General features: G+C 70.6%; 23 protein-coding genes. 17 read left to right on the top strand and 6 right to left on the bottom strand.

The window, feature by feature from the left end:
• The first annotated feature begins 24 nt into the window (after positions 1–24).
• Positions 25–903, top strand: a complete 879-nt coding sequence (locus AB3M81_RS04905) for an acyl-CoA thioesterase (protein ID WP_412902784.1) — start codon at positions 25–27, stop codon at positions 901–903.
• 63 nt (positions 904–966) lie between these two features.
• On the opposite strand, the gene AB3M81_RS04900 is transcribed toward AB3M81_RS04905, so the two are convergent.
• Together AB3M81_RS04900 and AB3M81_RS04895 are read right to left on the bottom strand one after the other, a co-directional pair.
• Positions 967–1,848, bottom strand: coding sequence for a MaoC family dehydratase (locus tag AB3M81_RS04900; protein ID WP_412902783.1), 882 nt, complete (start codon positions 1,846–1,848; stop codon positions 967–969).
• A 1-nt stretch (position 1,849) separates the two neighbouring features.
• A complete protein-coding gene (locus tag AB3M81_RS04895; RefSeq protein WP_412902782.1) occupies positions 1,850–3,181 on the bottom strand; it encodes a 3-oxoacyl-ACP reductase in 1,332 nt (443 codons plus the stop codon).
• 128 nt (positions 3,182–3,309) lie between these two features.
• On the opposite strand from AB3M81_RS04895, the gene AB3M81_RS04890 reads away from it, so the two are divergent.
• Positions 3,310–4,650 (top strand): acetyl-CoA C-acetyltransferase, encoded by a 1,341-nt coding sequence (locus tag AB3M81_RS04890; RefSeq protein ID WP_412902781.1) that lies wholly within the window; start codon positions 3,310–3,312, stop codon positions 4,648–4,650.
• A gap of 66 nt (positions 4,651–4,716) precedes the next feature.
• Here AB3M81_RS04890 and AB3M81_RS04885 read toward each other — a convergent pair whose 3' ends face one another.
• Entirely contained in the window at positions 4,717–5,370 is a 654-nt protein-coding gene (locus tag AB3M81_RS04885; RefSeq protein WP_412902780.1) for a TetR/AcrR family transcriptional regulator, read from the bottom strand.
• Between the two features lie 103 nt (positions 5,371–5,473).
• Between AB3M81_RS04885 and AB3M81_RS04880 the strand changes: the two genes are divergently transcribed.
• From AB3M81_RS04880 to AB3M81_RS04865, 4 genes are all read left to right on the top strand, one after another.
• Positions 5,474–6,337: an SDR family oxidoreductase gene (locus AB3M81_RS04880; protein ID WP_412902779.1), complete on the top strand. Its 864-nt coding sequence runs from the start codon at positions 5,474–5,476 to the stop codon at positions 6,335–6,337.
• Entirely contained in the window at positions 6,334–6,879 is a 546-nt protein-coding gene (locus tag AB3M81_RS04875) for a carboxymuconolactone decarboxylase family protein (protein ID WP_412902778.1), read from the top strand. The genes AB3M81_RS04880 and AB3M81_RS04875 overlap by 4 nt, the downstream gene beginning before the upstream one ends.
• Before the next feature lie 45 nt (positions 6,880–6,924).
• A complete protein-coding gene (gene uvrB, locus AB3M81_RS04870; RefSeq protein ID WP_412902777.1) occupies positions 6,925–9,009 on the top strand; it encodes an excinuclease ABC subunit UvrB in 2,085 nt (694 codons plus the stop codon).
• 176 nt (positions 9,010–9,185) lie between these two features.
• Positions 9,186–10,184 (top strand): TerC family protein, encoded by a 999-nt coding sequence (locus AB3M81_RS04865; protein WP_412902776.1) that lies wholly within the window; start codon positions 9,186–9,188, stop codon positions 10,182–10,184.
• Between the two features lie 6 nt (positions 10,185–10,190).
• On the opposite strand, the gene AB3M81_RS04860 is transcribed toward AB3M81_RS04865, so the two are convergent.
• On the bottom strand, positions 10,191–11,597 hold the full coding sequence (locus tag AB3M81_RS04860) for an APC family permease (RefSeq protein ID WP_412902775.1): 1,407 nt from the start codon (positions 11,595–11,597) through the stop codon (positions 10,191–10,193).
• 84 nt (positions 11,598–11,681) lie between these two features.
• Here AB3M81_RS04860 and AB3M81_RS04855 point away from each other — a divergent pair, with 84 nt between their 5' ends.
• Positions 11,682–12,956, top strand: coding sequence for a cytochrome P450 (locus AB3M81_RS04855; RefSeq protein WP_412903128.1), 1,275 nt, complete (start codon positions 11,682–11,684; stop codon positions 12,954–12,956).
• Positions 12,957–13,001: 45 nt separating this feature from the next.
• On the opposite strand, the gene AB3M81_RS04850 is transcribed toward AB3M81_RS04855, so the two are convergent.
• Entirely contained in the window at positions 13,002–13,655 is a 654-nt protein-coding gene (locus tag AB3M81_RS04850; protein ID WP_412902774.1) for an MBL fold metallo-hydrolase, read from the bottom strand.
• 57 nt (positions 13,656–13,712) lie between these two features.
• Here AB3M81_RS04850 and uvrA point away from each other — a divergent pair, with 57 nt between their 5' ends.
• The 10 genes from uvrA to AB3M81_RS04800 all read left to right on the top strand — a co-directional run bounded on the left by uvrA (position 13,713) and on the right by AB3M81_RS04800 (position 25,100).
• Positions 13,713–16,571, top strand: coding sequence for an excinuclease ABC subunit UvrA (uvrA, locus tag AB3M81_RS04845; protein WP_412902773.1), 2,859 nt, complete (start codon positions 13,713–13,715; stop codon positions 16,569–16,571).
• A gap of 21 nt (positions 16,572–16,592) precedes the next feature.
• Positions 16,593–18,536: an excinuclease ABC subunit UvrC gene (gene uvrC / locus AB3M81_RS04840; protein WP_412902772.1), complete on the top strand. Its 1,944-nt coding sequence runs from the start codon at positions 16,593–16,595 to the stop codon at positions 18,534–18,536.
• A gap of 8 nt (positions 18,537–18,544) precedes the next feature.
• Entirely contained in the window at positions 18,545–19,408 is an 864-nt protein-coding gene (gene rapZ, locus AB3M81_RS04835; protein WP_412902771.1) for an RNase adapter RapZ, read from the top strand.
• Complete coding sequence (locus tag AB3M81_RS04830; protein WP_412902770.1) at positions 19,405–20,367, top strand: gluconeogenesis factor YvcK family protein; 963 nt, start codon at positions 19,405–19,407, stop codon at positions 20,365–20,367. Before rapZ ends, AB3M81_RS04830 begins: the two co-directional genes overlap by 4 nt.
• Before the next feature lie 49 nt (positions 20,368–20,416).
• On the top strand, positions 20,417–21,400 hold the full coding sequence (gene whiA, locus AB3M81_RS04825) for a DNA-binding protein WhiA (protein WP_412902769.1): 984 nt from the start codon (positions 20,417–20,419) through the stop codon (positions 21,398–21,400).
• Positions 21,401–21,497: 97 nt separating this feature from the next.
• On the top strand, positions 21,498–22,496 hold the full coding sequence (gene gap, locus AB3M81_RS04820) for a type I glyceraldehyde-3-phosphate dehydrogenase (RefSeq protein ID WP_412902768.1): 999 nt from the start codon (positions 21,498–21,500) through the stop codon (positions 22,494–22,496).
• 10 nt (positions 22,497–22,506) lie between these two features.
• Positions 22,507–23,703 carry a phosphoglycerate kinase gene (locus AB3M81_RS04815; protein ID WP_412902767.1) on the top strand — a complete coding sequence of 399 codons (1,197 nt, stop codon included), beginning with the start codon at positions 22,507–22,509 and terminating at the stop codon, positions 23,701–23,703.
• Complete coding sequence (tpiA, locus tag AB3M81_RS04810; RefSeq protein WP_412902766.1) at positions 23,700–24,497, top strand: triose-phosphate isomerase; 798 nt, start codon at positions 23,700–23,702, stop codon at positions 24,495–24,497. Before AB3M81_RS04815 ends, tpiA begins: the two co-directional genes overlap by 4 nt.
• 13 nt (positions 24,498–24,510) lie before the next feature.
• On the top strand, positions 24,511–24,747 hold the full coding sequence (gene secG, locus AB3M81_RS04805; RefSeq protein WP_412902765.1) for a preprotein translocase subunit SecG: 237 nt from the start codon (positions 24,511–24,513) through the stop codon (positions 24,745–24,747).
• Positions 24,744–25,100, top strand: a complete 357-nt coding sequence (locus tag AB3M81_RS04800) for an RNA polymerase-binding protein RbpA (protein ID WP_412903127.1) — start codon at positions 24,744–24,746, stop codon at positions 25,098–25,100. Before secG ends, AB3M81_RS04800 begins: the two co-directional genes overlap by 4 nt.
• 187 nt (positions 25,101–25,287) lie before the next feature.
• Here the strand turns inward: AB3M81_RS04800 and pgl are convergent, their stop codons facing one another.
• Entirely contained in the window at positions 25,288–25,986 is a 699-nt protein-coding gene (gene pgl / locus AB3M81_RS04795; protein WP_412902764.1) for a 6-phosphogluconolactonase, read from the bottom strand.
• Between the last annotated feature and the right edge of the window lies 1 nt (position 25,987).

Genomic DNA, 25,987 nt, shown 5'->3' with positions numbered 1-25,987 from the left:
GCCGATCCCGATAGGATCGCGTTCGTGCCCGCGACCGTGAACGAACTCGTCGACCTGCTCCAGATCGAGCAGCTGGAGGTCAACCTCTTCCGCGGCGGCCAGCCGCCGAAGTCCCGGCTCAAGCGCGTGTTCGGCGGGCAGGTGGCGGGCCAGGCCGTGATGGCCGCGCAGCGCACCGTCGCCGACGACAAGCACCTGCACTCGCTGCACGTGTACTTCATCCTCGGCGGCGATCCGAGCATCCCGATCATCTACGACGTCGAGAACGTCCGCGACGGCCGCTCGTTCGCGACCCGTCGCGTCGCCGCGCGCCAGCACGGCGAGGTCATCTTCTACATGACCGCGTCGTTCCAGCGCGAGGAGGACGGCTGGGACCACCAGGACGTCCTGCCGTCCACGCCGGGCCCGGACGACGGCACCCCGATGGTCGACCTGGTGAAGTACATCAGCCCCGACGGCGCCGAGCAGTGGAAGCAGGAGTGGGGCGGCTTCGACATGCGGTACGTCGGCGACCCGCGTCCCGAGGACGACCCGAGCCGCGCCACGACGCCCGTCGTGCAGCGCATGTGGTTCCGCGCCAGCGAGCGACTGCCGGACGACGTGCTGCTGCATCGCGCGCTCTTCACGTACTACAGCGACTTCAGCCTGCTCGGCGCCTCGCTCGTGCCGCACGGCGTGCTCATCAGCTCGCCCAAGGTGCAGCCCGCGTCCCTCGACCACGTCGTGTGGTTCCACCGCCCGTTCCGGGTCGACGAGTGGCTCCTGTACGACCAGACGTCGCCGTCCGCCTCGGGCGCCCGTGGCCTGTCGACCGCGAGGGTCTTCACGCAGGACGGCACGCTCGTGGCGTCCGTCGCGCAGGAGGGCCTCATCCGGCCCGTGAAGCCGCGCGAGGAGCGCTGAGCTTCACGTTCCGCCCGCTCCGCACGGCGTGTCGCGGGCGGAACGTGAAACTCAGCGGGTCGGTCAGGCCGGGGTGATGCGGCCGACGAGGTGCGGGACGCCCTGGCGCGCGTCCCGCACGCCGAACGTCGTGACGTCGCCGTCGGTCGACGCGCCGAACCGGACAGTGCCCGGCAGCAGGATCGGCTTCTTGAACTCGACGTCCACCGTGTACGCGTCGGGCAGCCGGTTCTGCAGGGCGGCCAACGAGCGCGCCTTGGTCCACATCCCGTGCGCGATCTGGCGCGGGAAGCCGAACGCCTTCGCCGTGACGGGGTACAGGTGGATCGGGTTGCGGTCGCCCGAGACCGCGCCGTAGCGCCGGCCCAGGTCGCCACCGAGCGTCCAGCTCACCGGTCCCTCGGGCGCCTCGACGCCGGCGAGCGGGGGAGCGGTGGTCTCGTCGCCGCCGGTGCGGCTGCGGAACAGCACCGTCATGGTCTCGTCCCAGACGATCTCGCCGCCGATCCGCGCCTCGCTCACGAGCGAGATGAGCCGGCCCTTGGGGTGCGGCTCGTCGGCGTCGGCGCGCAGCGTGAGGTCGTAGACCTCCTCGCGGCCGATCGGCCGGTACTGCGTGATCCGGTTGCGCAGGTGCACGGCCCCCATGGGCGGGAACGGGAACGCCGTGTCCGTCATGAGGGTCAGGTGCAGCGTGTGGGCCGCGATGTGCGGGTAGGTCGCCGGCACGGTCTCGGCCCGGGCGAACCCGCACACGTCGTTGTAGCGCTCGAGGTGGGCCAGGTCCGTCACGACCTGCGTGCGCCGCAGGACCGTCCGGGGCAGCCCACCCTTCTCGTGCTTGATGCCCGGCAGGCCGCCGATCACGGGAAGGGCCGGCAGCGCCGCCTTGACCATGAGCGGCAGGCCGGCCGGGGCCTTGTCGAACGTGCGCGTCGTCGTCACGTCAGGCACCGAGGAAGCCCTGGCCGCACACGCGCACGACGTTGCCCGAGATCGCCGACGAGCCCGGGTGGCTGTACCAGGCGATCGCCTCGGCGACGTCGACCGGCTGGCCGCCCTGCGACAGCGAGCTGAGGCGGCGGCCGGCCTCGCGGATGCCGAGCGGCATCGTCTTGACCATGTCGGTCTCGATGAAGCCCGGCGCGATCGCGTTGACCGTGATGCCGTCGGCGGCGACCTGCGGGGCGAGCGCCTGGACGAAGCCGATGACGCCGGCCTTGGCGGTGCCGTAGTTGGTCTGGCCGTTGTTGCCCGCGATGCCGGCGATGGAGGAGATGCCGATGACGCGGCCGCCCGGGCGGATGAGCTTGCTCTCCAGCAGGTGCGCCGTGATGCGCTCGGGGGCGCCGACGCTGATGTCGACGACCTTCGCCCAGTTCTCGGCCTTCATGTTCTTCAGGCGCTTGTCGCGCGTGATGCCGGCGTTGTGGACCACGATGTCGACGCCGTCGCCCAAGCCCGCGGCGATGGTCTCGGGCGCGTCCTCGGCGGTGATGTCGCACACGATCGAGCTGCCGCCGAGCTCGCCCATGAGGCGGTCGAGGTCCTCCTGCAGCGGCGGGACGTCGAGGCCGATGATCGTGGCGCCGTCGCGGTGCAGCGTGCGCGCCATCGCGGCGCCCAGGCCACGCGAGGCGCCGGTCACGAGGGCGACCTTGCCGGCGAGCGGCTTGGCCGGGTCGGCGACCTCGTCGGCCTCGACCAGGTCGGTGGTGCCGAGGCGGACGACCTGGCCGTCGACGAACGCGGACTTGGGGGAGAGCAGGAACTGCAGGGTCGACGCGATCGCGTCCTTGGACTCGGGCGTCACGTAGACGAGGTTGGCGGTGCTGCCGTTGGCGCCGATCTCCTTGCCGAGCGACCGGACGAAGCCCTCGAGGCCGCGCTGCGCGATGGCCGCGCCGACCGAGCCGGCGCGCTCGGGCAGGACGCCGATGACGACGATCTTGGCGCTGGGAGCGAGGCTGCGCAGGACGGGGGTGAAGAACTCCTGCAGCGCGACCGTGCCGGCGGCGGAGTCGATGATCGAGGCGTCGAAGACGAGGCCGGCGTAGCGGCGGCCCTCGGCGCGGACCGTCGTGGTGTCGATGCCGGAGCCCTTGAGCAGCCCCGGCAGGTCCGCGGCGACGAGGCCGTCGCCACCGATGAGGACGGGACCGTCGACGAGTGCGCCGCCGCTGTAGCGCTTGAGCTCCGGAGGGTTCGGCAGGCCCAGGTTCTTGACGAGGAACTGCCCGATCGGGTTCTGGATCATCGACTTGTAACGGTCGCTCATCGCGGCATTCGTCCTATCTCTCGGATCTTCGGATACCATCGGTATCCGACGCGTTGTACCGACTGTAGCCTGCACGGCAGCGTCACGGCAAAGATGAGCGCGACCCAGTCGCAGACGAAAGGTTTCCCATGGCTGACAAGCCCAGCACGAAGGCGTCGAAGGCCGCGGCCCCCGAGGCCCGCACCGTCCGCCGGGTCGCCGTCATCGGCGGCAACCGCATCCCCTTCGCCCGCTCCAACACGGTCTACGCCGGCGTCTCCAACCAGGAGATGCTGACCGCCGCGCTCGACGGCCTGGTCGAGCGCTTCGGCCTCGAGGGCGAGCGCGCCGGCGAGGTCGTCGCCGGTGCCGTCCTCAAGCACGCCCGCGACTTCAACCTCACGCGCGAGACGGTCCTGGGCTCCAAGCTCTCGCCCGCGACGCCCGCCACCGACATCCAGCAGGCGTGCGGCACGGGCCTGCAGGCCGCGTTCCAGGTGGCCAACAAGATCGCCCTCGGCCAGATCGAGTTCGGCATCGCCGGCGGCACCGACACCACGTCGGACGCGCCGCTCGCGGTCAACGACAAGCTGCGCAAGATCCTGCTGCAGGCCAACCAGGCCAACGCGAAGGGCGACAGGAAGGCGCTGCTCAAGCTGCTGGCGAAGATCCGCCCCAGCCACCTCGCGCCCGACCAGCCGCGCAACGCCGAGCCGCGCACCGGCCTGTCGATGGGCGACCACCAGGCGCTCACGACGCACGAGTGGGGCATCACCCGCGAGGCGCAGGACGAGCTGGCCGCCCGCTCGCACCAGAACCTGGCCGCCGCGTGGGAGTCGGGCTGGCAGGACGACCTCGTCACCCCGTTCCACGGCGTCGAGCGCGACAACCACCTGCGTCCCGACTCCACGGTCGAGAAGCTCGCCAGGCTCAAGCCCGTCTTCGGCAAGCAGCTCGGCGAGGCCGCCACGATGACGGCCGGCAACTCCACGCCGCTGTCCGACGGCGCCTCCGTCGCGCTGCTGGCCTCGGAGGAGGAGGCCGGGCGTCGCGGCTGGGACGTCAAGGCGTACCTCGTCGACTTCGAGACCGCCGCGGTGGACTACGTCAACGGCGGCGAGGGCCTGCTCATGGCACCCGCCTACGCCGTGCCGAAGATGCTCGAGCGCCAGGGCCTGACCCTGCAGGACTTCGACTTCTACGAGATCCACGAGGCGTTCGCCGGCCAGGTGCTGTCGACGCTCGCGGCGTGGGAGGACGCGGACTTCTGCAAGCAGCGCCTCGGCCTCGACAGCCCGCTCGGAGCGATCGACCGCGACAAGCTCAACGTGAAGGGCTCGTCGCTGGCCGCGGCGCACCCGTTCGCGGCGACCGGCGGTCGCATCATCGCGAACGCCGCGAAGCTGCTGGAGCAGAAGGGCTCGGGGCGTGCCCTGATCTCGATCTGCGCCGCCGGCGGCCAGGGCGTCGTCGCGATCCTCGAGCGCTGACGCAGACGTGGAACGGGGCCGGTGGCGACTGTCACCGGCCCCGTTCGCGTGTCGGGGGAGGTCCGCTCAGCTGGTCTTCTGGACGATCGCGCGGACCGAGCGCTTCGCCAGCTCGACGACCTCGGGCATCGGCAGGTTGTCCATCGTGGGGATGCCCGAGTTGAGCTCGCGGATGGAGCGCTGGAACGTCACGAGGTTCAAGATGCCCAGGCCCTGCGTGTACATCATGTTGGCGATCAGCTCGGGGTCGGCGACGTCGAAGTCGCCGGTCTCGTTGCCGTGCTGGATCGCGGTCGTGATGTGGACGAAGCAGCGGTTGATCGCGGCGCCCAGCTCGGTGAGGCGCTCGAGGCTGATCTGCTCCAGCAGCTCGGAGCCGCGGTGGCGCAGCAGCGACTGCGCGCAGTCGACGAACGCCGGGTACTCACTGCCGTAGGCGAGGAACTCGTTCGTGATGATGTCGATCCGCTCGAGTGGGGACAGGCCCTCGGCATCGGACTTGGCCAGGCGCGTCTCGAGCTCGTGGAGGTAGTCCACCAGCGTCATCGCGAAGAGCTCTTCCTTCGTGGTGAAGTGCCGGTAGATGATCGCGCGGTTGATGCCGACGGCTCGGGCGATGTCCTCGATCTGCGCGTCCCGCATGCGACGCTCGTCGAAGAGCATGCGCGTCGCATCGAGGATCTCGCGGGTTCGTTGGGCCCGACGCTCGACAATGGCCATGCGAATCAGCCTATAGGTTCGCGCTCGACCCGCGTGCGTCGGATGCTCGGGCGTCCGAGGATTCCTCGTTGTCCTTCCACGACCCGGCACCTAGGCTGACGCCATGGCAGAACTGGACATCCGTACCAAGTCCTGTCTTGTCACTGGAGCCACGGGGGGCATCGGCAGCGCGACGGCGCGCGTCCTGGGCCGCGAGAGGGCCCGGCTCGTGTTGACCGACCGCGACCAGGCGGCACTCGACGCCCTCGCCGATGCCCTCCGTGCCGAGGGCGCCGAGGTGCTGCTGGCCAGGGCGGCCGACCTCACCGACCCCGCCGCCGTGCGGCGCCTCGCCGACGAGGTCCACGCGACGCACGGCTCGGTGGACGTCGTCCTCAACGTCGCGGGCATCTCCGCCTGGGGGACCATCGAGACGCTCACCGAGGACCACTGGCGCCGGATGCTCGACGTCAACCTGATGGGACCCGTGCACGTCCTGTCCGCGTTCGTTCCGCCGATGATCGCCGCCGGGCGCGGGGGACACGTCGTCAACGTCGCCAGCGCGGCCGCGCTGTTCGGGCTGCCGTGGCACGCCGCCTACAGCGCGAGCAAGTTCGGCCTGCGCGGCGTGAGCGAGGTCCTGCGGTTCGACCTGCGGCGCCACCGGATCGGCGTGAGCCTCGTGTGCCCCGGGGCCGTCGCGACCCCGCTCGTCGACTCGCTCGAGGTCGCCGGGGTGGATCGCTCCGCGCCCTCCGTCCGGCGGATCGAGGAGCGGTTCCTGCGGCACGCCGTCTCGCCCGAGCACGCCGCCGAGGCGATCGTCGGGGGAGTGCGGCGGCGCCGCTACTGGGTCTACACCTCCCGTGACGTCCGGCTGGCCCACCTCGCGCAGCGCTGGCTCCCCTGGGCCTACTCGGCAGCGATGAGGCTGCTCAACCGGCAGCTCGTGCGCGCGGTCGCGCAGGCGACGGGGGAGCGGCGATGAGCCGGGGTCCTCGCGTCACGCCGGGGGACCGTGACGGGCTCGGCCTCGTGAACCACGCGCTGGGGCGGCTCATGTCGCGCGCCACGCGGGTCCGCGAGGCGCACCTGTTCACGACGCTCGGCCGGCACCGGTGGCTGTACCGGGCGTGGCTGGGCTGGTCCGGCGCGCTGCTGCTGGCCGGCCGGATCCCGCGTCGCGAGACCGAGCTCGTGATCCTGCGCGTCGCCGACCGTTGCCACAGCGAGTACGAGTGGCGCCACCACGAGCGGCTCGGCCGCCGGGCGGGCCTGACGGTCGAGGAGATCGCGCGCGTCCGCGAGAAGGGCCTGCCCGGGTGGTCGGCGCCGGACGCGGCGCTGCTGGCGGCGACGGACCAGCTGCTGCGCACCGACGACATCGACGACGCGGCGTGGTCGATGCTGCGCGCCCACTGGGACGAGCGGCACGCGATCGAGCTGTGCCTGCTCGTCGGGCAGTACCGAGGACTGGCGGCGACGATCCGGGCGCTGGGGGTGCCGCCGGACGAGCGCCTCGGTCGGTGACTCGCTCCCCGGGAAACTGTCGGTGCCCGCCCGTAGGCTCGAACCATGCGATCAGTCTCCGAACTCACGCGGCAGGTGGCGCCGTTCGAGGTCGTCTCCGAGTACAAGCCCGCCGGCGACCAGCCCGCCGCGATCGCCGAGATCACCAAGCGCATCCGGGGCGGCGCGAACGACGTCGTGCTGATGGGTGCCACCGGCACCGGCAAGACCGCCACCACCGCGTGGCTCGCGGAGCAGCTGCAGCGCCCGATGCTGGTCATGCTGCCGAACAAGACGCTCGCCGCGCAGTTCGCCAACGAGCTGCGCGAGCTGCTGCCCAACAACGCCGTCGAGTACTTCGTCTCGTACTACGACTACTACCAGCCCGAGGCGTACATCGCGCAGACGGACACGTACATCGAGAAGGACTCCTCGATCAACGAGGAGGTCGAGCGGCTGCGCCACTCCGCCACGTGGTCGCTGCTGACGCGCCGCGACGTCATCGTGGTCGCCACGGTCTCGTGCATCTACGGCCTGGGCTCGGCGCAGGAGTACCTGAACCGCATGATCGGCTTCAAGGTCGGCGACGAGATGGGCCGCGACCAGCTGCTGCGCACGCTCGTGCAGGCCCAGTACGTCCGCAACGACGTCAGCTCCACCCGTGGCACGTTCCGGGTCAAGGGCGACACCGTCGAGATCTTCCCCGTCTACCAGGAGATGGCGGTCCGGGTGGAGTTCTTCGGCGACGAGATCGAGCGGCTCATGACGCTGCACCCGCTCACGGGCGAGGTGCTCAGCGACGACCAGGAGCTGTACGTCGGCGCCGCCACCCACTACGCCGCGGGTCCCGAGGTCATGGCACGCGCGATCGAGGGCATCAAGCGCGAGCTGGAGGAGCGGCTCGAGGTGCTCGAGCGCGAGAACAAGCTGCTCGAGGCCCAGCGACTGCGCATGCGCACCACCTACGACCTCGAGATGATGGAGCAGGTCGGCACCTGCTCGGGCATCGAGAACTACTCGCTGCACATGGACGGCCGCCCGCCGGGATCGGCCCCCAACTGCCTCCTGGACTACTTCCCGCAGGACTTCGTGCTCGTCGTCGACGAGTCGCACGTGACGATCCCGCAGATCGGCGCGATGTACGAGGGCGACATGAGCCGCAAGCGCTCGCTCGTCGAGCACGGCTTCCGGCTGCCCAGCGCGATGGACAACCGACCGCTCAAGTGGCCCGAGTTCCTCGAGCGCATCGGCCAGACCGTCTACCTGTCGGCCACGCCGGGCGACTACGAGATGAACAAGGTCGAGGGCGACGTCGTCGAGCAGGTCATCCGCCCGACCGGCCTCATCGACCCCGAGGTCATCGTCAAGCCCACGAAGGGCCAGATCGACGACCTCATCGGCGAGATCAACGACCGCGTCGAGCGCAACGAGCGCGTCCTGGTCACCACGCTGACCAAGAAGATGTCCGAGGACCTGACCGACTACCTGCTCGAGGCGGGCATCCGCACGCGCTACCTGCACAGCGAGGTCGACACCCTGCGCCGCGTCGAGCTGCTGCGCGAGCTGCGCATGGGCGAGTACGACGTCCTCGTCGGCATCAACCTCCTGCGCGAGGGCCTCGACCTGCCCGAGGTGAGCCTCGTGGCGATCCTCGACGCCGACAAGGAGGGCTTCCTGCGGTCGGGCCGCTCGCTCATCCAGACGATCGGCCGCGCGGCGCGCAACGTCTCGGGCCAGGTCATCATGTACGCCGACCGGGTGACCGACTCGATGGAGTCGGCGATCGACGAGACGAACCGCCGCCGGGCCAAGCAGATCGCCTACAACGAGGCGCACGGTATCGACCCGCAGCCGCTGCGCAAGAAGATCGGTGACATCACCGACATGCTCGCCCGCGAGGACGAGGACACCAAGGCGCTGCTCGCCGCCACGGGCGACCACCGGCGCAAGGGCGCCCCGGTGCCGCTCGGCCAGCACACGAAGGACCTCGCGGACCTGCCGTCCGAGGAGCTGGCCGGCCTCATCGACCAGCTGTCCGACCAGATGCACCAGGCCGCGGCCGAGCTGCAGTTCGAGGTCGCCGCGCGCCTGCGCGACGAGATCGGCGAGCTCAAGCGCGAGTTGCGCGGCATGATCGGCGCCGGCACCTGAGTTGGCGACCGTTGGGGTCGGCTGAGAGACTTGACCGGCGGAGGGGAGTATTCCCAGCACCGGCATCTCGTCAGCACGGGGGTCATCGTCGACCACCCCGGGAGCCCGGGTCGACCGACGTGTCGGCGGAAGAGACCTCCGAGTCTTGACGACCCGGAGAGAACTGAGGACCGCCTGTGAACGTCAGCCTGCTGGAATGGGGCATCACCCTCGGGGTGACCATCGCCATCTTGCTGTTCGACATCGTCGTGATCGCGCGCAAGCCGCACGAGCCCACCACCAAGGAGTGCGCCATCGCGCTCTCCTTCTACATCGGCCTCGCCGTCGCCTTCGGCGCCTGGGTCTGGGGCTTCCACGGCCACCAGTACGGCATCGAGTTCTACGCCGGCTGGCTGACCGAGTACAGCCTCTCGATCGACAACCTGTTCATCTTCATCATCATCATGAGCAGCTTCGCGGTCCCGCGGAAGTACCAGCAGGAGGCGCTGCTCGTCGGCATCATCCTGGCGCTGGTGTTCCGCGGCATCTTCATCGCGTTGGGCGCGGTGGCCATCGAGCAGTTCTCGTGGATCTTCTACATCTTCGGCGCCTTCCTCATCTACACCGCGATCAAGCTGGCGAAGAACGACGACGAGGACGAGGACGTCGAGAACGCCGTCGTCCGCTTCGCGCGCAAGCGCTTCAACCTGAGCGACACGTGGGACGGCCTCAAGCTGGTCGTGCGCGAGAACGGCCGTCGCGCCATCACGCCGATGGCGCTCGTCATCATCGCGCTGGGCACCACCGACATCCTGTTCGCGCTGGACTCGATCCCCGCGATCTTCGGCCTCACGCAGGAGCCGTACATCGTCTTCACGGCGAACGTCTTCGCGCTCATGGGACTGCGCCAGCTGTACTTCCTGCTCGGCGACCTGCTGCAGCGCCTCGTGTTCCTGTCGTACGGCCTGGCGTTCCTGCTGTTCTACATCGGCATCAAGCTGGTCCTGCACGCGCTGCACGAGAACGAGCTGCCGTTCATCAACGACGGCCACCCGGTCCACCACATCGGCCCGGTCCCGGTGCCCGAGGTCCCGACGCTGCTCAGCCTGGGCGTCATCATCCTGACGCTCACGATCACGGCCGTCGCGAGCCTCTGGTACAGCAAGAAGTACCCGGACCGCGTCGGCGGTCACTGAGTCCCGTCACGGGATGCCGTGCGGCGGGAGGTCGTCGGGGTGACTCACCTCGAGCCTCTCGCCGCGGCGGCGGCTCAGGAAGTACATCGGCACCGACAGCAGCAGGCCGATGACGAGCAGGATCCCCGCCACCTCGTACTGCGACGCCGGGCGCCCGGACAGCGGCGTCACGAGGTAGAGGCAGGTCAGCGACCCCAGCAGCGCCACGGGCGCCGCGGTGCGGAAGTGCGAGTGCTCCACGTGATCACGGCGCAGGATCAGGACCGCCAGGTTCACGACGGCGAAGACCGCGAGCAGCAGCAGGCTGGTCGTGCCGCCGAGCACGGCGACGGCGTCCTCGCTCGCGTTCGACACGTAGGCGATCAGTCCCAGGGCCAGCAGCGTCGTGAACGCGATGGCCACCCACGGCGTCTGGCGGCGGCTCACCTTCGACAGGCTCATGGGGATGACGCCCTGCTTCGCCATGCCGTAGAGCAGGCGGCTCGCCATCAGCATGTTGATGAGCGCCGAGTTCGCCACGGCGAACATCGAGATGAACGGCAGGATCTGGTCGATCGGGATGTCGGGCGCGCCGCGCTCGACGACGATCACGAGCGGCGTGTCGCTCTTGGCCAGCTCGCCGACGGGCACGAGCGCGACGGAGCAGATCGACACGAGGACGTAGATGACGCCGGTCAGGCCCAGGCCGGTCAGCATGATCCTGGGGAAGATGCGGTTCGGCTCGTGGCACTCCTCGGCCATGTTCACCGCGTCCTCGAAGCCGACCATCGCGAAGAACGCCAGCGAGGTGGCCGTCGTGACGGCGAGGAACACGTTCTTGTCCTGGGGCGTGTCGAAGGCCACGACGCGGCCCCAGTCGGCGTCGCCGCCGGCGATGGCCCAGAAGCCGACCAGAATGACCAGCAGCAGGCCCGAGAGCTCGATGAGCGTGAGCACGACGTTCGTCTTGACGCCCTCGCTGACGCCGCGCAGGTTGATGGCGGCGACCAGCAGCATGAAGCCGAGCGCCATCAGCATGATCTCGATGTTCGAGGCCTTCCAGTCGATGCCGACGGCGAGGTTGGAGGCGAACGCGCGCGACGCCGTCGACGCCGACGTGATGCCCGAGCACATGACCGTGAAGGCGACCATGAAGGTGAGGAAGTGCACGCCGAACGCCTTGTGCACGTACAGCGCGGCACCGGCCGCCTGCGGGTACTTCGTGACGAGCTCGAGGTACGACAGCGCGGTCAGCAGCGCCACGACGAACGCCACGAGGAACGGCAGCCAGGCGGCACCGCCGACCTCCGCGGCGACCTGGCCGGTGAGGGCGTAGACGCCGGTGCCGAGGATGTCCCCGACGATGAACAGCAGGAGGAGCTTGGGACCCAGGACGCGCCTGAGCTCGGTGGGTCGGTCGACGGTGGCAGTCATGGCGCCTCCCTGGGACGATTTTCCACCAGAGTCGCGCCAAGCCTCGGATCCGGCAACCGCGACCGATATTGTGTCCCGGTGACGATGTTGCGCAGACTGCGCTCGAAGGTGCTGGCGTCGGTGGCCCGGCGCCACGTGAGCAAGCGCGGCATCGACCTCGCCAGCTTCTCGTTCATCCCCGAGACCACGAAGGCCCCGCTGCAGCGCATCGGGCTGGATCCGCTGCCCCGGATGGCCCAGATCCGCGCCAGCGAGCCCCTGCACCGGCTCGACCTGCCGTTCGACTTCACCGCCTACCTGGTGACCGGCCACGAGCAGGCGCGACAGGTGCTGACGGCGCGTGACGCGTACTCCACGGACATCCGTCACCTGTTCTCCGGCGACGGCCCGGCCACGTCCGACGACATCGGCGGCCTGGGCTTCACCGACCCGCCCGTGCACACCCGGCTGCGCAAGATCGTCACGCCCGAGTTCACGATGCGCCGCCTCGCGCGGCTCGAGCCCGTCATCGAGGGCATCGTCGACCGGGCGCTCGACGACCTCGAGGCGGCCGGCCCGGGCGCCGACCTCGCCCAGGAGCTGGCGTTCCCGATCCCGTTCAACACGATCTGCGCCCTGCTGGGCCTGGACTACGAGGACACGCAGGCGTTCTCCAAGCTCGGCAGCGCCCGGTTCGACGCCACGCACGGGGGAGCGGCCGCGTTCGGGGCGGTCTCGGCCCAGCGCGAGTTCCTCTTCGACGCGGTGGCGCGCCAGCGCAAGGAGCCCGGCCCGGGCCTCATCGGCCAGATCATCCGCGACGAGGGCGAGCTGATCAGCGACGTCGACCTCGCCGGCCTGGCCGACGGCGTCTTCACCGGCGGCTACGAGACCACGGCCGGCATGATCGCGCTCAGCACGATCATGCTGACGCGCGACCCGGCCTACGCCGAGCTGGTCCGCTCCGGCGACCGCGCCACGGTGGACCGCGTCATCGAGGAGCTGCTGCGCTACTTCTCGGTCGTGCAGGTGGCGTTCCCGCGCTTCGCGAAGCAGGACATGGACCTGTTCGGCACCCGCGTGAAGGCCGGCGACGTGCTGCTCGTGTCACTGAGCGCGGCCAACCGCGACCCGGCCGTGGCGGGACCCGACGCCGACACGTTCGACCCGTTCCGCGTGCCGGCCAGCGGCCACCTCGCGTTCGGGCACGGCATCCACCGCTGCATCGGCGCCGAGCTGGCGCGCATGGAGCTGCGCATCGCGCTGCCCAAGCTGCTCAACCGCTTCCCGGACCTGCGCCTCGCCGTCCCCGAGGCCGAGCTCGAGTTCCGCCAGCTCAGCTTCGTCTTCGGGATCGAGTCGCTCCCCGTCACCTTCTGAAAGGGCGCCTTCGGCGCAACCCAGCCATGGCGAAGCAGCCGGAGGCTACCATCCGCGGGCCCGCCAGTCCGGGATGCTCGCGCGCTCGGCGCCCAGGTTGGAGTCGTCGCCGTGGCCCGGGTAGAACCACGTGTCGTCGTCGAACCGTCCGAAGAGCTTGGTCTCGACCTCGTCGACGAGCCGCAGGAAGTCGTCGGGGGACCACGTGCGGCCGACGCCGCCGGGGAACAGGGAGTCGCCGGTGAACAGGTGGGTGATGCCGTCGGGGTCGTCGTAGGCCAGCACGATCGAGCCGGGCGTGTGGCCGACCACCTCGATGACCTCGAGCTCGCACGAGCCGACGCGCACCCGCGCGCCCGTCCGGACCCGGACGTCGACCTTCACGGGCAGCTCGTCGGCGTCGTCCTCGCCGGCGACGGTCTCGGCGCCGGTCGCCTCGACGACCTCGGCGAGCGCCTGCCAGTGGTCGCCGTGGCGGTGCGTCGTGACGACCCTCGCCAGGCCGCCGTCGCCGACCAGCTCGAGCAGGCGCCCGGCCTCGTCGGCGGCGTCGATGAGCACCTGCTCGCCGGTCAGCGCACAGCGCAGCAGGTAGGCGTTGTTGGCCATCGGGCCGACGGCGATCTTGGTGATGACCAGGTCGCCCGCCTCGCGCGTGTCCGCGGGGCCGCCGACCGTGACCTGTCCGGTGTACGTCATGTCACGAAGGCTACTCGTCGAGAGGTTTCTGTCAGGCCCGCTCAGTACGCTGGACAGGTGACTGATCGTCTCGTGGTCCGGGGTGCGCGCGAGCACAACCTCAAGGACGTGTCCCTCGATCTTCCTCGTGATTCCCTCATCGTCTTCACCGGCCTGTCCGGCTCGGGCAAGTCGTCCCTCGCGTTCGACACGATCTTCGCCGAGGGCCAGCGCCGCTACGTCGAGTCGCTGTCCTCGTACGCCCGGCAGTTCCTGGGCCAGATGGACAAGCCCGACGTCGACTTCATCGAGGGCCTGTCGCCCGCGGTGTCGATCGACCAGAAGTCCACGTCGCGCAACCCGCGCTCGACCGTCGGCACGATCACCGAGGTCTACGACTACCTGCGCCTGCTGTACGCGCGCGCCGGCCGGGCGCACTGCCCCACGTGCGGCGAGCCGATCGGCCGCCAGACGCCCCAGCAGATCGTCGACCGCATCCAGGACGACGAGGAGGGCACCCGCTTCCAGGTGCTCGCGCCCGTCATCCGCGGCCGCAAGGGCGAGTACGTCGAGCTGTTCCGCCAGCTGCAGTCCTCGGGCTTCAGCCGCGCCATCGTCGACGGCGAGATGCACATGCTCGCGGACGAGCCGCCGAAGCTGACCAAGCAGAAGAAGCACACGATCGAGGTCGTCGTCGACCGCCTCACGGTCAAGCCGTCGTCCAAGCAGCGGCTCACCGAGTCGATCGAGACCGCGCTCGGCCTGGCCGACGGCCTCGTCATCATCGACTACGTCGGCCTCGACGAGAAGGACCCCAAGCGCCGTCGCCGGTTCTCCGAGCGACTCTCGTGCCCCAACGACCACCCGCTGCAGGTCGACGAGCTCGAGCCCCGCTCGTTCTCGTTCAACGCCCCCTACGGCGCCTGCCCCGAGTGCCACGGCCTGGGCTCGCGCAAGGAGGTCGACGCCGAGCTGCTCGTGCCCGACCCGGAGAAGACGCTCGCCGAGGGCGCCATCACGGCGTGGACCTACACCCAGGTGTCGGACTACTTCCTGCGCCTCATGCGCTCCCTCGGCGACGAGCTCGGCTTCGACGTCGACACCAAGTGGAGCGACCTCAAGCCCGAGTTCCAGGACGCGCTGCTCAACGGCCACTCCACGAAGGTCCACGTCCAGTACAAGAACCGCTACGGCCGCCAGCGCTCGTACTGGGCGGAGTTCGAGGGCGCCAAGGCGTTCGTCGAGCGTCGCCACGCCGAGACCGACTCCGACACCAGCCGCGAGCGGCTCGAGGGCTTCATGCGCGAGGTCCCGTGCCCCACGTGCCACGGCACGCGCCTCAAGCCGGTCATCCTGGCCGTCACGCTGTCGTCCGAGCGCCACGGCCCGAAGAACATCGCCGAGCTGACGCACATGTCCATCGCGGACGCGGCGGACTTCCTGCAGGACCTCGACATGACCGACCGCGAGCGCCAGATCGGCGAGCGCGTGCTCAAGGAGATCCACGAGCGCCTGCGGTTCCTGCTCGACGTCGGCCTGGACTACCTCGCGCTCGACCGGGCGGCCGGCTCGCTGTCCGGCGGCGAGGCGCAGCGCATCCGACTCGCCACGCAGATCGGCGCGGGCCTCGTCGGCGTTCTCTACGTCCTCGACGAGCCCTCGATCGGCCTGCACCAGCGCGACAACCACCGCCTCATCGAGACGCTCGTGCGACTCAAGAACCTGGGCAACACGCTCATCGTCGTCGAGCACGACGAGGACACCGTGCGGGCCTCGGACTGGGTCGTCGACATCGGCCCCGGCGCCGGCGAGCACGGCGGCCAGGTCATCGTGTCCGGTCCCGTGGACGAGCTGCTGACCAACCCCGACTCGCTCACCGGCGCGTACCTGGCCGGACGGGCGTCCATCCCGGTGCCCGAGGTGCGTCGCCCGCGCGACAAGGATCGCCAGCTCGTCGTCCGCGGCGCGCGTGAGAACAACCTGCAGGACGTCGACGTGGCGTTCCCGCTCGGCCAGCTCGTCTCCGTGACGGGCGTGTCCGGCTCGGGCAAGTCGACGCTGGTCAACGACATCCTCTACACGTCGCTCGCCCGACAGATCTACAAGGCGCGCACGATCCCCGGCCGTCACCGCACGATCGAGGGCATCGAGCACGTGGACAAGGTCATCCACGTCGACCAGTCGCCCATCGGCCGCACGCCGCGGTCCAACCCCGCCACGTACACCGGCGTGTTCGACCACGTCCGCAAGCTGTTCGCGCAGACGCCCGAGGCGAAGATGCGCGGCTACCAGCAGGGCCGCTTCTCGTTCAACATCAAGGGGGGCCGCTGCGAGGCGTGCCACGGCGACGGCACGATCAAGATCGAGATGAACTTCCTGCCGGACGTCTACGTCCCGTGCGAGGTGTGCCACGGCGCCCGCTACAACCGCGAGACGCTCGAGGTGCACTACAAGGGCAAGACGATCGCCGAGGTGCTCGACATGCCGATCGAGGAGGCCGTCGACTTCTTCGAGGCCATCCCCGCGATCGCGCGCCACCTGCGCACGCTCGTCGACGTCGGCCTGGGCTACGTGCGCCTCGGCCAGCCGGCGCCCACCCTGTCCGGCGGCGAGGCGCAGCGCGTCAAGCTGGCCTCCGAGCTGCAGAAGCGGTCCACGGGCCGCACGGTCTACGTGCTCGACGAGCCCACGACCGGCCTGCACTTCGAGGACATCCGCAAGCTGCTCATCGTGCTGCAGCGCCTCGTCGACGCCGGGAACTCGGTCATCGTCATCGAGCACAACCTCGACGTCATCAAGGCGTCGGACTGGCTCATCGACATGGGCCCCGAGGGCGGCAGCGGCGGCGGCACCGTCGTCGCCGAGGGCACGCCCGAGGAGGTCGCGGCCAACCCCGACTCGCACACCGGCCGATTCCTCGCGCCGCTGCTGTCGTGAGCGCGGGGGAGGGGCCCACCCATGGCTGACCCGTCCACCTACCGGCCACGCCCGGGGGAGATCCCGACCGACCCGGGCGTGTACCGGTTCCGCGACGAGCAGGGCCGCGTCATCTACGTCGGCAAGGCCAAGAACCTGCGCCAGCGGCTGAACTCGTACTTCCAGGACGTCGGCAACCTGCACCCGCGCACGCACCAGATGGTGACGACCGCGTCCTCGGTGACGTGGACGGTCGTCAACACCGAGGTCGAGGCGCTCGCGCTGGAGTACTCCTGGATCAAGGAGTTCGCCCCCCGCTTCAACGTCAAGTACCGCGACGACAAGTCCTATCCCTGGCTCGCCGTCACGGTGGGCGAGGAGATCCCGCGGGTGCTCGTCATGCGCGGCGCACAGAAGAAGGGCGTGCGGTACTTCGGCCCGTACGGCCACGCGTGGGCGATCCGCGACACCGTCGACACGCTGCTGCGCGTCTTCCCGATGCGCTCGTGCAGCATGGGCGTCTTCAAGCGCGCCAAGGCCGCCGGCCGCCCGTGCCTTCTCGGCGACATCGGCAAGTGCTCGGCGCCGTGCGTCGGCCGGGTCTCGCCCGAGGAGCACCGCGAGATCGTCGACGACTTCCTGTCGTTCATGGGCGGCCAGACCGCCGGGTTCGAGCGGTCGATCGAGCAGCGCATGCGCGATGCCGCCGCCAACCAGGAGTACGAGCTCGCGGCGAAGTATCGCGACGACCTCATGGCCATGCGCCGCGCGCTGGAGAAGCAGGCCGTCGTCCTGGGCGACGGCACCGACGCGGACGTGCTGGGCTTCGTCGACGACCCCCTCGAGGTCGCGGTCCAGATCTTCAACGTCCGCGGCGGCCGGATCCGCGGCCAGCGCGGCTGGGTGGCCGACAAGGAGGACGACGCCGACTTCCCGCAGCTCGTCCAGAACGCGGTCATGACGCTCTACGCCGACGTGGCGCCCGCCGCCATCCCGCGCGAGGTTCTCGTGCCGGCGCTCCCGGCCGACCACGAGGCCGTCGAGGACCTGCTCAGCGAGCGGCGCGGCTCGCGCGTGACCCTGCGCGTCCCGCAGCGTGGCGACAAGCGCCGCCTGCTCGAGACCGTCGAGCAGAACGCCAAGCAGGCGATCGCCCGTCACAAGCTCAAGCGCGCCGGCGACCTCACGGCCCGCAGCCGGGCGCTCGAGGAGATCCAGGCCGCGCTCGACCTGCCCGAGCCGCCGCTGCGGATCGAGTGCTTCGACGTCTCGAACCTGCAGGGCACCGAGATCGTCGCCTCCATGGTCGTGTTCGAGGACGGCCTGCCGCGCAAGTCCGAGTACCGGCGCTTCACGGTCCGGCACGAGGGCCAGAGCGACGTCGCCGCCATGCACGAGGTCATCACGCGCCGGTTCATGCACCACCTGCGCGCCCTCGAGCGCCAAGGCGACGCCGAGCCGGGCATCGACCCCGAGACCGGCAAGCCGCGCCGCTTCGCCTACGCGCCCTCCCTCGTCGTGGTCGACGGCGGCCCGCCGCAGGTCGCGGCCGCCCGCCAGGCGATGGAGGCGCTCGGTGTCACGGGCGTCGCGCTGTGCGGCCTGGCGAAGCGCCTCGAGGAGGTCTGGCTGCCCGACGACGAGGACCCGGTGATCCTGCCGCGCACCAGCGAGGGTCTCTACCTGCTGCAGCGCGTCCGCGACGAGGCGCACCGCTTCGCGATCACGCACCACCGCCAGCGGCGCAGCAAGTCGATGATCGTCAGCGTCCTCGACACGGTCCCCGGCCTGGGCGAGACGCGGCGCAAGGCGCTCATGAAGCAGTTCGGCTCGCTCAAGCGGCTGCGCGCCGCGACGGCCGACGAGATCGCCACCGTGCCCGGGATCGGTCCGGCTACGGCACAATCCATCGTGGCGGCCCTGCACGAGGGCGAGCCGGCGGCCCCCGCCGTGAACATGACCACGGGCGAGATCCTGGAGGACTGAGACCGATGATGACGAAGATCACCGAGTGCGTCCTCGTGACGGGGATGACCGGGGCCGGCCGCAGCACCGCGGCCAAGGCGCTGGAGAAGCTCGGGTACTACGTCGTCGACAACCTGCCCCCGGGCATGCTGGAGGACCTCGTCTCCTCGGTGGAGGCGGCCGAGGACATCGACCGCCTGGCCGTCGTGGTGGACTCCCGCTCGCGCACGTTCTTCTCCGGGCTCGTCGACGCGATCGAGTCGGTCCGGCCGCTCGGCGTGAAGGTCCGCACGCTCTACCTCGAGGCCTCGGACGAGGTGCTGGTCCGCCGCCAGGAGGCCGCGCGCCGTCCCCACCCGCTGAGCCGCCAGGGTCGGCTCATGGACGGCTACGCCCGCGAGCGCGAGCTGCTGCGCACGATCCGTGGCCGCGCCGACCTCGTGATCGACACCAGCCGACTCAACGTCCACCAGCTGGCCGCGCGGGTGCGTGAGGCCTTCGAGGACGACTCCGAGCGCGGCCTGCACGTCACGGTCGTGTCCTTCGGCTTCAAGTACGGCATCCCGATCGACGCGGACATGATCGCCGACATGCGCTTCCTGCCCAATCCGTACTGGGTCGACGAGCTGCGCCCGCTCAGCGGCCAGGACGAGCCGGTGCGCGAGTACGTCTACCGCCAGCCGCGCTCGCAGGAGTTCCTCGACCGCTACGTCGACCTGCTGTCGATGCTGACCAACGGGTTCCTGCACGAGGACAAGCTGTTCCTCAGCGTCGGCATCGGGTGCACCGGTGGCCGTCACCGCAGCGTCGCGATGTCCGAGGCGCTCGCCGAGCGCCTGCGCGACCGCGGCGTCCGCACGCTCGTCGTCCACCGAGACCTGGGCCGCGAGTGACCACCCCCGTGGAGGGTGGACCCAAGGTCGTGTCCCTCGGCGGGGGACACGGGCTGGCCGCCACGCTGTCCGCGCTGCGGCGGGTGACCGACCGGCTCACGGGCATCGTGACGGTCGCCGACAACGGCGGCTCGTCGGGCCGGCTGCGCGCCGAGCTCGGCATCATGCCGCCGGGGGACCTGCGCATGGCGCTGGCCGCCCTGTGCGGCGACGACGACTGGGGCCGCGCGTGGGCCGAGATCCTGCAGCACCGCTTCGGCGGCGACGGACCGCTCGCCGGCCATCCCGTCGGCAACCTGCTGCTCGCGGCGCTGTGGGACATGGAGGGCGACCAGGTCGCCGGCCTCGACCTCGTCGCCGAGCTGCTGCGCGCCCGCGGCCGCGTCCTGCCGATGGCCAACGTCCCGCTCGACATCGAGGCGGACGTGCGCAACGACGACGACACCGTCGAGGTCGTGCGCGGCCAGGCCGAGGTCGCCACGACGCCCGCGCGCATCGAGACCGTGCGCCTGGACCCGGCCGACCCGCCGGCGTGCCCGCAGGCCGTCGCGGCGCTCGAGAGCGCGGAGTGGGTCACCGTCGGACCGGGCTCGTGGTTCACCAGCGTCATGCCCACGCTGCTCGTCCCCGAGCTGCGCCAGGCGCTGCTGCGCACGCCGGCCAAGCGCGCGCTCGTGCTCAACCTCGTCGGCCAGCCGGGGGAGTCGGACCACCTCACGCCGGGGCAGCACCTCGAGGTCCTCGCCGAGCACGCGCCGTCCCTGCACCTCGACGTCGTCATCGCCGACACCAGCGCCGAGGCCGACCGGACGGACCTGCGCCGGGCGGCCGAGAAGCTCGGCGCCGAGCTCGTGACGGCGCCCGTGCGGTCGCCGGAGCGGCCCGACCAGCACGATCCCTCCGCGCTGGCGCGGGTCTTTGCGCAAACCTTTGCCCGAACCTCACCAGCACAGGCATAGAGTGGCCCGAGCGGGTTCTCGGACCGCAGGACTGGAGGCTGATTTCTCAATGGCGATGACGGCACAGGTGAAGGCGGAGCTCGCCAGGATCCCGGTGACGAAGGCGTGCTGCCGCAAGGCGGAGGTCTCCACCGTCCTGCGCTTCTCCGGCGGCCTGCACATCGTCTCGGGGCGGATCGTGATCGAGGCGGAGCTGGACACCGCGGCCGCCGCGCGTCGCCTGCGCCAGGAGATCGCCGACGTCTACGGCCACGACAGCGACATCATCGTCCAGCAGGGCGCCGGCGTCCGGAAGACCACGCTCTACACCGTGCGCATCGCCAAGGGCGGCGAGCTGCTGGCGCGCCAGACCGGCCTCGTCGACGGCGGTGGCCGTCCCGTTCGCGGCCTGCCCCCGCAGGTCGTCACCGGCCCCTCGTGCGACGCCGTCGCCGCGTGGCGCGGGGCGTTCCTGGCGCGCGGCTCGCTGACCGAGCCCGGCCGCTCCTCGGCCCTCGAGATCGGCTGCCCCGGGCCCGAGGCCGCGCTCGCCATGGTGGGCGCCGCCCGCCGCGTCGGCGTCTCGGCCAAGGCCCGCGAGGTCCGCGGCGGCGACCGCGTCGTCATCCGCGACGGCGAGGCGATCGGCGCGCTGCTGACCCGCCTCGGCGCGCACGAGACCCTGCTGGCCTGGGAGGAGCGCCGCATGCGCCGCGAGGTGCGGGCCACCGCCAACCGGCTGGCCAACTTCGACGACGCGAACCAGCGCCGCTCGGCCCGCGCGGCGGTCGCGGCCGGCGCCCGCGCCCAGCGCGCCCTCGACATCCTCGGCGAGGACGTCCCCGACCACCTGCGGCTCGCCGGCCAGCTGCGCGTGCAGCACCGTGAGGCCAGCCTCGAGGAGCTCGGCCAGCTGCACGAGCCCGCGCTGACCAAGGACGCGATCGCCGGGCGCATCCGCCGCCTGCTGGCGATGGCCGACAAGCGGGCGCACGACCTCGGCATCGACGACACCGAGGCGGGCCTGAACCCCGACCAGCTCGGCGACGGCTGAGACGTCTCGTCGTACCGGGACCCGGTGCCGCTCGTCCGGCGTCGTCGGTAGGGTGAGGATGTAAGCGAGTCCACCCCGGCTACTCAGGAGCTTTCCCGTGACTGTTCGCGTAGGTATCAACGGATTCGGCCGCATCGGCCGCAACTTCTTCCGAGCGGTCCGTGCCGCCGGTGCCGACATCGAGATCGTGGCCGTCAATGACCTGACGGACAACAAGACCCTCGCCACCCTGCTCAAGTACGACTCGATCCTGGGCCGTCTCGACGCGGACGTGAACTTCGACGACACGGCCATCTACGTCGGCGACCAGAAGATCGTCGCCTTCGAGGACCGCGATCCCGCCAACCTCGACTGGAGCTCCGTCGGCGCCGACATCGTCGTGGAGTCGACCGGCTTCTTCACCGACGCCACGGCCGCGAAGGCCCACCTGGACGGCGGCGCGAAGAAGGTCATCATCTCCGCCCCGGCGAAGAACGAGGACATCACGATCGTCATGGGCGTCAACGACGACCTGTACGACCCGGCGTCGCACACGATCATCTCGAACGCCTCGTGCACCACGAACTGCCTCGCGCCCATGGCCAAGGCCCTCAACGACGGCATCGGCATCGAGCGCGGCCTGATGACGACGATCCACGCCTACACGCAGGACCAGAACCTGCAGGACGCGCCGCACAAGGACCTGCGCCGCGCCCGCGCCGCCGCGCTGAACATCGTCCCCACGTCGACCGGCGCCGCCAAGGCCGTGTCGCTCGTGCTGCCCGAGCTCAAGGGCAAGCTCGACGGCTACGCGCTGCGCGTCCCCACGCCGACCGGCTCGGCCACCGACCTGACGTTCACGGCCAGCCGCGAGACCTCGGTCGAGGAGATCAACGAGATCGTCCGCAAGGCCGCCGAGGGCTCGAAGTACCTCAAGTACAACGAGGACCCGATCGTCTCGACCGACATCGTGACCGACCCGTACTCGTGCATCTTCGACGCGCCGCTGACCAAGGTCATCGGCGACCAGGTCAAGGTCGTCGGCTGGTACGACAACGAGTGGGGCTACTCGAACCGCCTCGTCGACCTCGCGTCGCTCGTCGGCTCCTCGCTCTGAGGCCTGCCGCGTGAAGACGATCGATGACCTGGGGGACCTGAAGGGCAAGCGCGTCCTGGTCCGCAGCGACCTGAACGTGCCGCTCGACGGTGCCACCATCACCGACGACGGCCGCGTGCGCGCGAGCGTGCCGACCATCCAGAAGCTGACCGGCCTGGGCGCCCGCGTCCTCGTCGTGGCCCACCTGGGCCGGCCGAAGGGCGAGCCGGACCCGCAGTACTCCCTGCAGCCCGTCGCGTCGCGGCTGAGCGAGTTGCTGGGCCAGAGCGTGCGGTTCGCCGCGGACACGGTGGGCGTCGACGCCCAGCGGACCGCCGAGGAGCTCAAGGACGGCGAGGTCGCCCTGCTGGAGAACGTTCGCTTCAACGCGGGCGAGACCAGCAAGGACGACGCCGAGCGCGGCGCGTTCGCCGATCAGCTCGCGGCGCTGGCGGACGTGTTCGTGTCCGACGGCTTCGGCGTCGTGCACCGCAAGCAGGCCAGCGTCTACGACGTCGCGAAGCGCCTGCCGGCGGCCGTCGGCGGCCTGGTGCGGGCCGAGGTCGAGGTGCTCCAGCGACTCACCGCGTCGCCCGAGCGCCCGTACGCCGTCGTGCTCGGCGGCTCGAAGGTCTCGGACAAGCTGGGCGTCATCGATCACCTCATGACCAAGGCCGACACGCTCGTGATCGGCGGCGGCATGGTCTTCACGTTCCTCAAGGCCCAGGGCCACGGCGTCGGCTCGTCGCTGCTCGAGCAGGACCAGGTCGAGGTGGCCAAGGGCTACCTCGACCGGGCCGCCGACCTCGGCGTGTCGATCGTCCTGCCCACGGACGTCGTGGTCGCGCCGGAGTTCAAGGCCGACGCGCCCGCGACGACGGTCGCGGTCGACGCGATCCCCGACGACCAGATGGGCCTGGACATCGGCCCCGAGTCCGCCGCCGCGTTCGCGGACGTCGTCCGCGGTGCGAAGACGGTCTTCTGGAACGGCCCGATGGGCGTCTTCGAGATGGAGGCGTTCGCCGCCGGCACCAAGGCCGTCGCGCAGGCGCTCGCCGAGGTCGACGGCCTGTCGGTCGTCGGCGGCGGCGACTCGGCCGCGGCCGTGCGCCAGCTCGGCTTCGAGGACGGCCAGTTCGGCCACATCTCCACGGGCGGCGGGGCGAGCCTGGAGTACCTCGAGGGCAAGACGCTGCCGGGTCTGGCAGTGCTGGAGGAGAGCGCATGAGCCGTACGCCGCTGATGGCGGGCAACTGGAAGTCCAACCTGAACCACCAGGAGGCGGTGGTCCTCGTCCAGAAGCTGGCGTGGACCCTGTCGGACAAGAAGCACGACTACGCCAAGAGCGAGGTCGTCGTGATCCCGCCGTTCACCGACCTGCGCAGCGTCCAGACGCTCGTCGACGGTGACAAGCTGGCGATCGGCTACGGCGCGCAGGACGTGTCGGCGCACGACGGCGGCGCGTACACGGGCGAGATCTCGGCCGCGATGCTGGCCAAGCTGGGCTGCTCCTACGTCGTGGTCGGCCACTCCGAGCGCCGCGAGTACCACGGCGAGACCGACGAGCTGGTCAACGCCAAGGCGGGCAAGGCGCTCGCCGCGGGCATGACCCCGATCGTGTGCGTCGGCGAGGGCCTCGAGGTCCGCCAGGCCGGCGAGCACGTCGCGTACACGCTGGGCCAGGTCGACGGATCGCTGGCCGGTCTGACCGCCGAGCAGGTCGCCGGACTCGTCATCGCGTACGAGCCCGTGTGGGCCATCGGCACCGGCGAGGTGGCCACCCCCGAGGACGCGCAGGAGGTCTGCGCGGCCATCCGCGGGCGGCTCGCCGAGACCTGGGGTACCGAGGCGGCGGACCAGACCCGTATCCTTTACGGCGGATCGGTCAAGGCGGCGAACGTGGCCGCGATCATGGCCAAGCCCGATGTTGACGGCGCGCTCGTCGGTGGGGCCAGCCTGGTCGCGGAGGAGTTCGCCGGGATCGCCCGGTTCTACGACATGCCCGACCTCGCGGGGTCCTGACGAAGGGGAAGACGTGATCATCGCGTTCTCCGTGCTGCTGACCCTCAGCAGCCTGCTCATGATCGTCCTCGTGCTCATGCACAAGGGGCGTGGCGGCGGCCTGTCCGACATGTTCGGCGGTGGCGTCTCCAGCTCGCTGAGCGGCTCGTCCGTCGCCGAGCGCAACCTCGACCGCATCACGATCGGCGTCGCCGTCGTGTGGGCCGTGTGCATCTTCGCGCTCGGCCTGCTGCTGAAGGTGAGCAACTGATGGCCGCCGGCGCCATTCGTGGCAGCCGCATCGGCGCGGGCCCCATGGGCGAGGCCGAGCGGGGCGAGGCAGCCCCGCGCCAGGCCGTCTCGTACTTCTGCGTGAACGATCACTCGATCACGCTGCAGTTCTCGGTCGAGGCCGACGTCCCGACCGAGTGGGACTGCCCCAAGTGCGGCATGCCCGCCAGCATGGACTCCGAGAACCGGCCGGATGCGCCGAAGATCGAGCCCTACAAGACGCACCTGGCCTACGTGAAGGAGCGCCGCTCCGAGACCGAGGCCGCGGACATCCTCAAGGAAGCCCTCGACACCCTGCGCAGCAAGCGCAAGACCGGCGAGATCATCTTCTGAGGGCCGAGGCCGCTCAGCGGCCCACCGCCCCATGAGGTTGAGGCGCGAGGGCGCTCAGCGCCCGAAGCCTCGAAACCCGGTCAGACGAAGGGACCACGGATCCATCCGTGGTCCCTTCCTCGTACCCGGGGGAGCGTGGTCTCGATACACGCCGCTCGTTCCTCGCGGCGCACTCGACCAGCGTGGGCTACGAGCTGAGCCGGGAGGCGGCGCCGCGGTCGAGGAACCAGACGGTCTCCTCGAGGCCGCGGGCGCCCGCCGCGGGTGCCTGCTCGACGGGTGCGCCGCCGATCGCCTTGGCGACGGCCTCGGCCTTGTCCTCGCCGGACACGACGAACCACGTGGCGCGGGTGTGGTTGAGCGCCGGGTAGGTCAGCGAGATGCGCTGCGGCGGCGGCTTGGGAGAGTCGAAGACCTCGACGGCCCGGCGCTCGGTCTCGGTGACCTGCGGGTGGCCGGGGAACAGCGACGCGATGTGCGCATCGGGGCCCACGCCCAGCAGGACGACGTCGAACGGGTCGTCGGGAAGCGTCTCGGCGTACGCGTCCGCAGCCTCGGCCATCGACTGGTCGCAGCCGTGGGCGGGCATCGCGTGGACGTGCTCGGCGGGCACCTCGAACCGGTCGAGGAAGCCCTCGCGCGCCTGGCGGTCGTTGCGGTCCTCGTGCCCCTCGGGCACGAACCGCTCGTCGCCCCACCAGTACTCCGCGGCCCGCCAGTCGGCGTCGTGGGCGAGCTCTCCGTAGATCTTCCCGGCGATCGTGCCGCCGGTCAGCACGACGGTCGGCGTGCGGCCGGCGGAGACCGCCTCGGTCACGCGGGCGGCGAGCCGGCGGGCGACGGCCTGGGCCAGCAGCCCGGGGGTGTCGAAGACCTCGATCGCCATG

The organism is Aeromicrobium jepli, from assembly GCF_047246605.1.
GTDB lineage: Bacteria > Actinomycetota > Actinomycetes > Propionibacteriales > Nocardioidaceae > Aeromicrobium.
This window is presented reverse-complemented; position numbering and strand designations above follow the sequence as displayed.

Excerpts from the sequence above, each read along its gene's own strand:
- whiA (WP_412902769.1), top strand. The coding sequence starts at position 20,417 with ATGGCGATGACGGCACAGGTGAAGGCGGAGCTCGCCAGGATCCCGGTG.
- AB3M81_RS04890 (WP_412902781.1), top strand. The coding sequence starts at position 3,310 with ATGGCTGACAAGCCCAGCACGAAGGCGTCGAAGGCCGCGGCCCCCGAG.
- rapZ (WP_412902771.1), top strand. The coding sequence starts at position 18,545 with ATGACGAAGATCACCGAGTGCGTCCTCGTGACGGGGATGACCGGGGCC.
- AB3M81_RS04885 (WP_412902780.1), bottom strand. The coding sequence starts at position 5,370 with ATGGCCATTGTCGAGCGTCGGGCCCAACGAACCCGCGAGATCCTCGAT.
- pgl (WP_412902764.1), bottom strand. The coding sequence starts at position 25,986 with ATGGCGATCGAGGTCTTCGACACCCCCGGGCTGCTGGCCCAGGCCGTC.
- AB3M81_RS04860 (WP_412902775.1), bottom strand. The coding sequence starts at position 11,597 with ATGACTGCCACCGTCGACCGACCCACCGAGCTCAGGCGCGTCCTGGGT.
- AB3M81_RS04880 (WP_412902779.1), top strand. The coding sequence starts at position 5,474 with ATGGCAGAACTGGACATCCGTACCAAGTCCTGTCTTGTCACTGGAGCC.
- uvrB (WP_412902777.1), top strand. The coding sequence starts at position 6,925 with ATGCGATCAGTCTCCGAACTCACGCGGCAGGTGGCGCCGTTCGAGGTC.
- tpiA (WP_412902766.1), top strand. The coding sequence starts at position 23,700 with ATGAGCCGTACGCCGCTGATGGCGGGCAACTGGAAGTCCAACCTGAAC.
- uvrC (WP_412902772.1), top strand. The coding sequence starts at position 16,593 with ATGGCTGACCCGTCCACCTACCGGCCACGCCCGGGGGAGATCCCGACC.
- AB3M81_RS04875 (WP_412902778.1), top strand. The coding sequence starts at position 6,334 with ATGAGCCGGGGTCCTCGCGTCACGCCGGGGGACCGTGACGGGCTCGGC.
- AB3M81_RS04850 (WP_412902774.1), bottom strand. The coding sequence starts at position 13,655 with ATGACGTACACCGGACAGGTCACGGTCGGCGGCCCCGCGGACACGCGC.
- AB3M81_RS04855 (WP_412903128.1), top strand. The coding sequence starts at position 11,682 with ATGTTGCGCAGACTGCGCTCGAAGGTGCTGGCGTCGGTGGCCCGGCGC.
- AB3M81_RS04895 (WP_412902782.1), bottom strand. The coding sequence starts at position 3,181 with ATGAGCGACCGTTACAAGTCGATGATCCAGAACCCGATCGGGCAGTTC.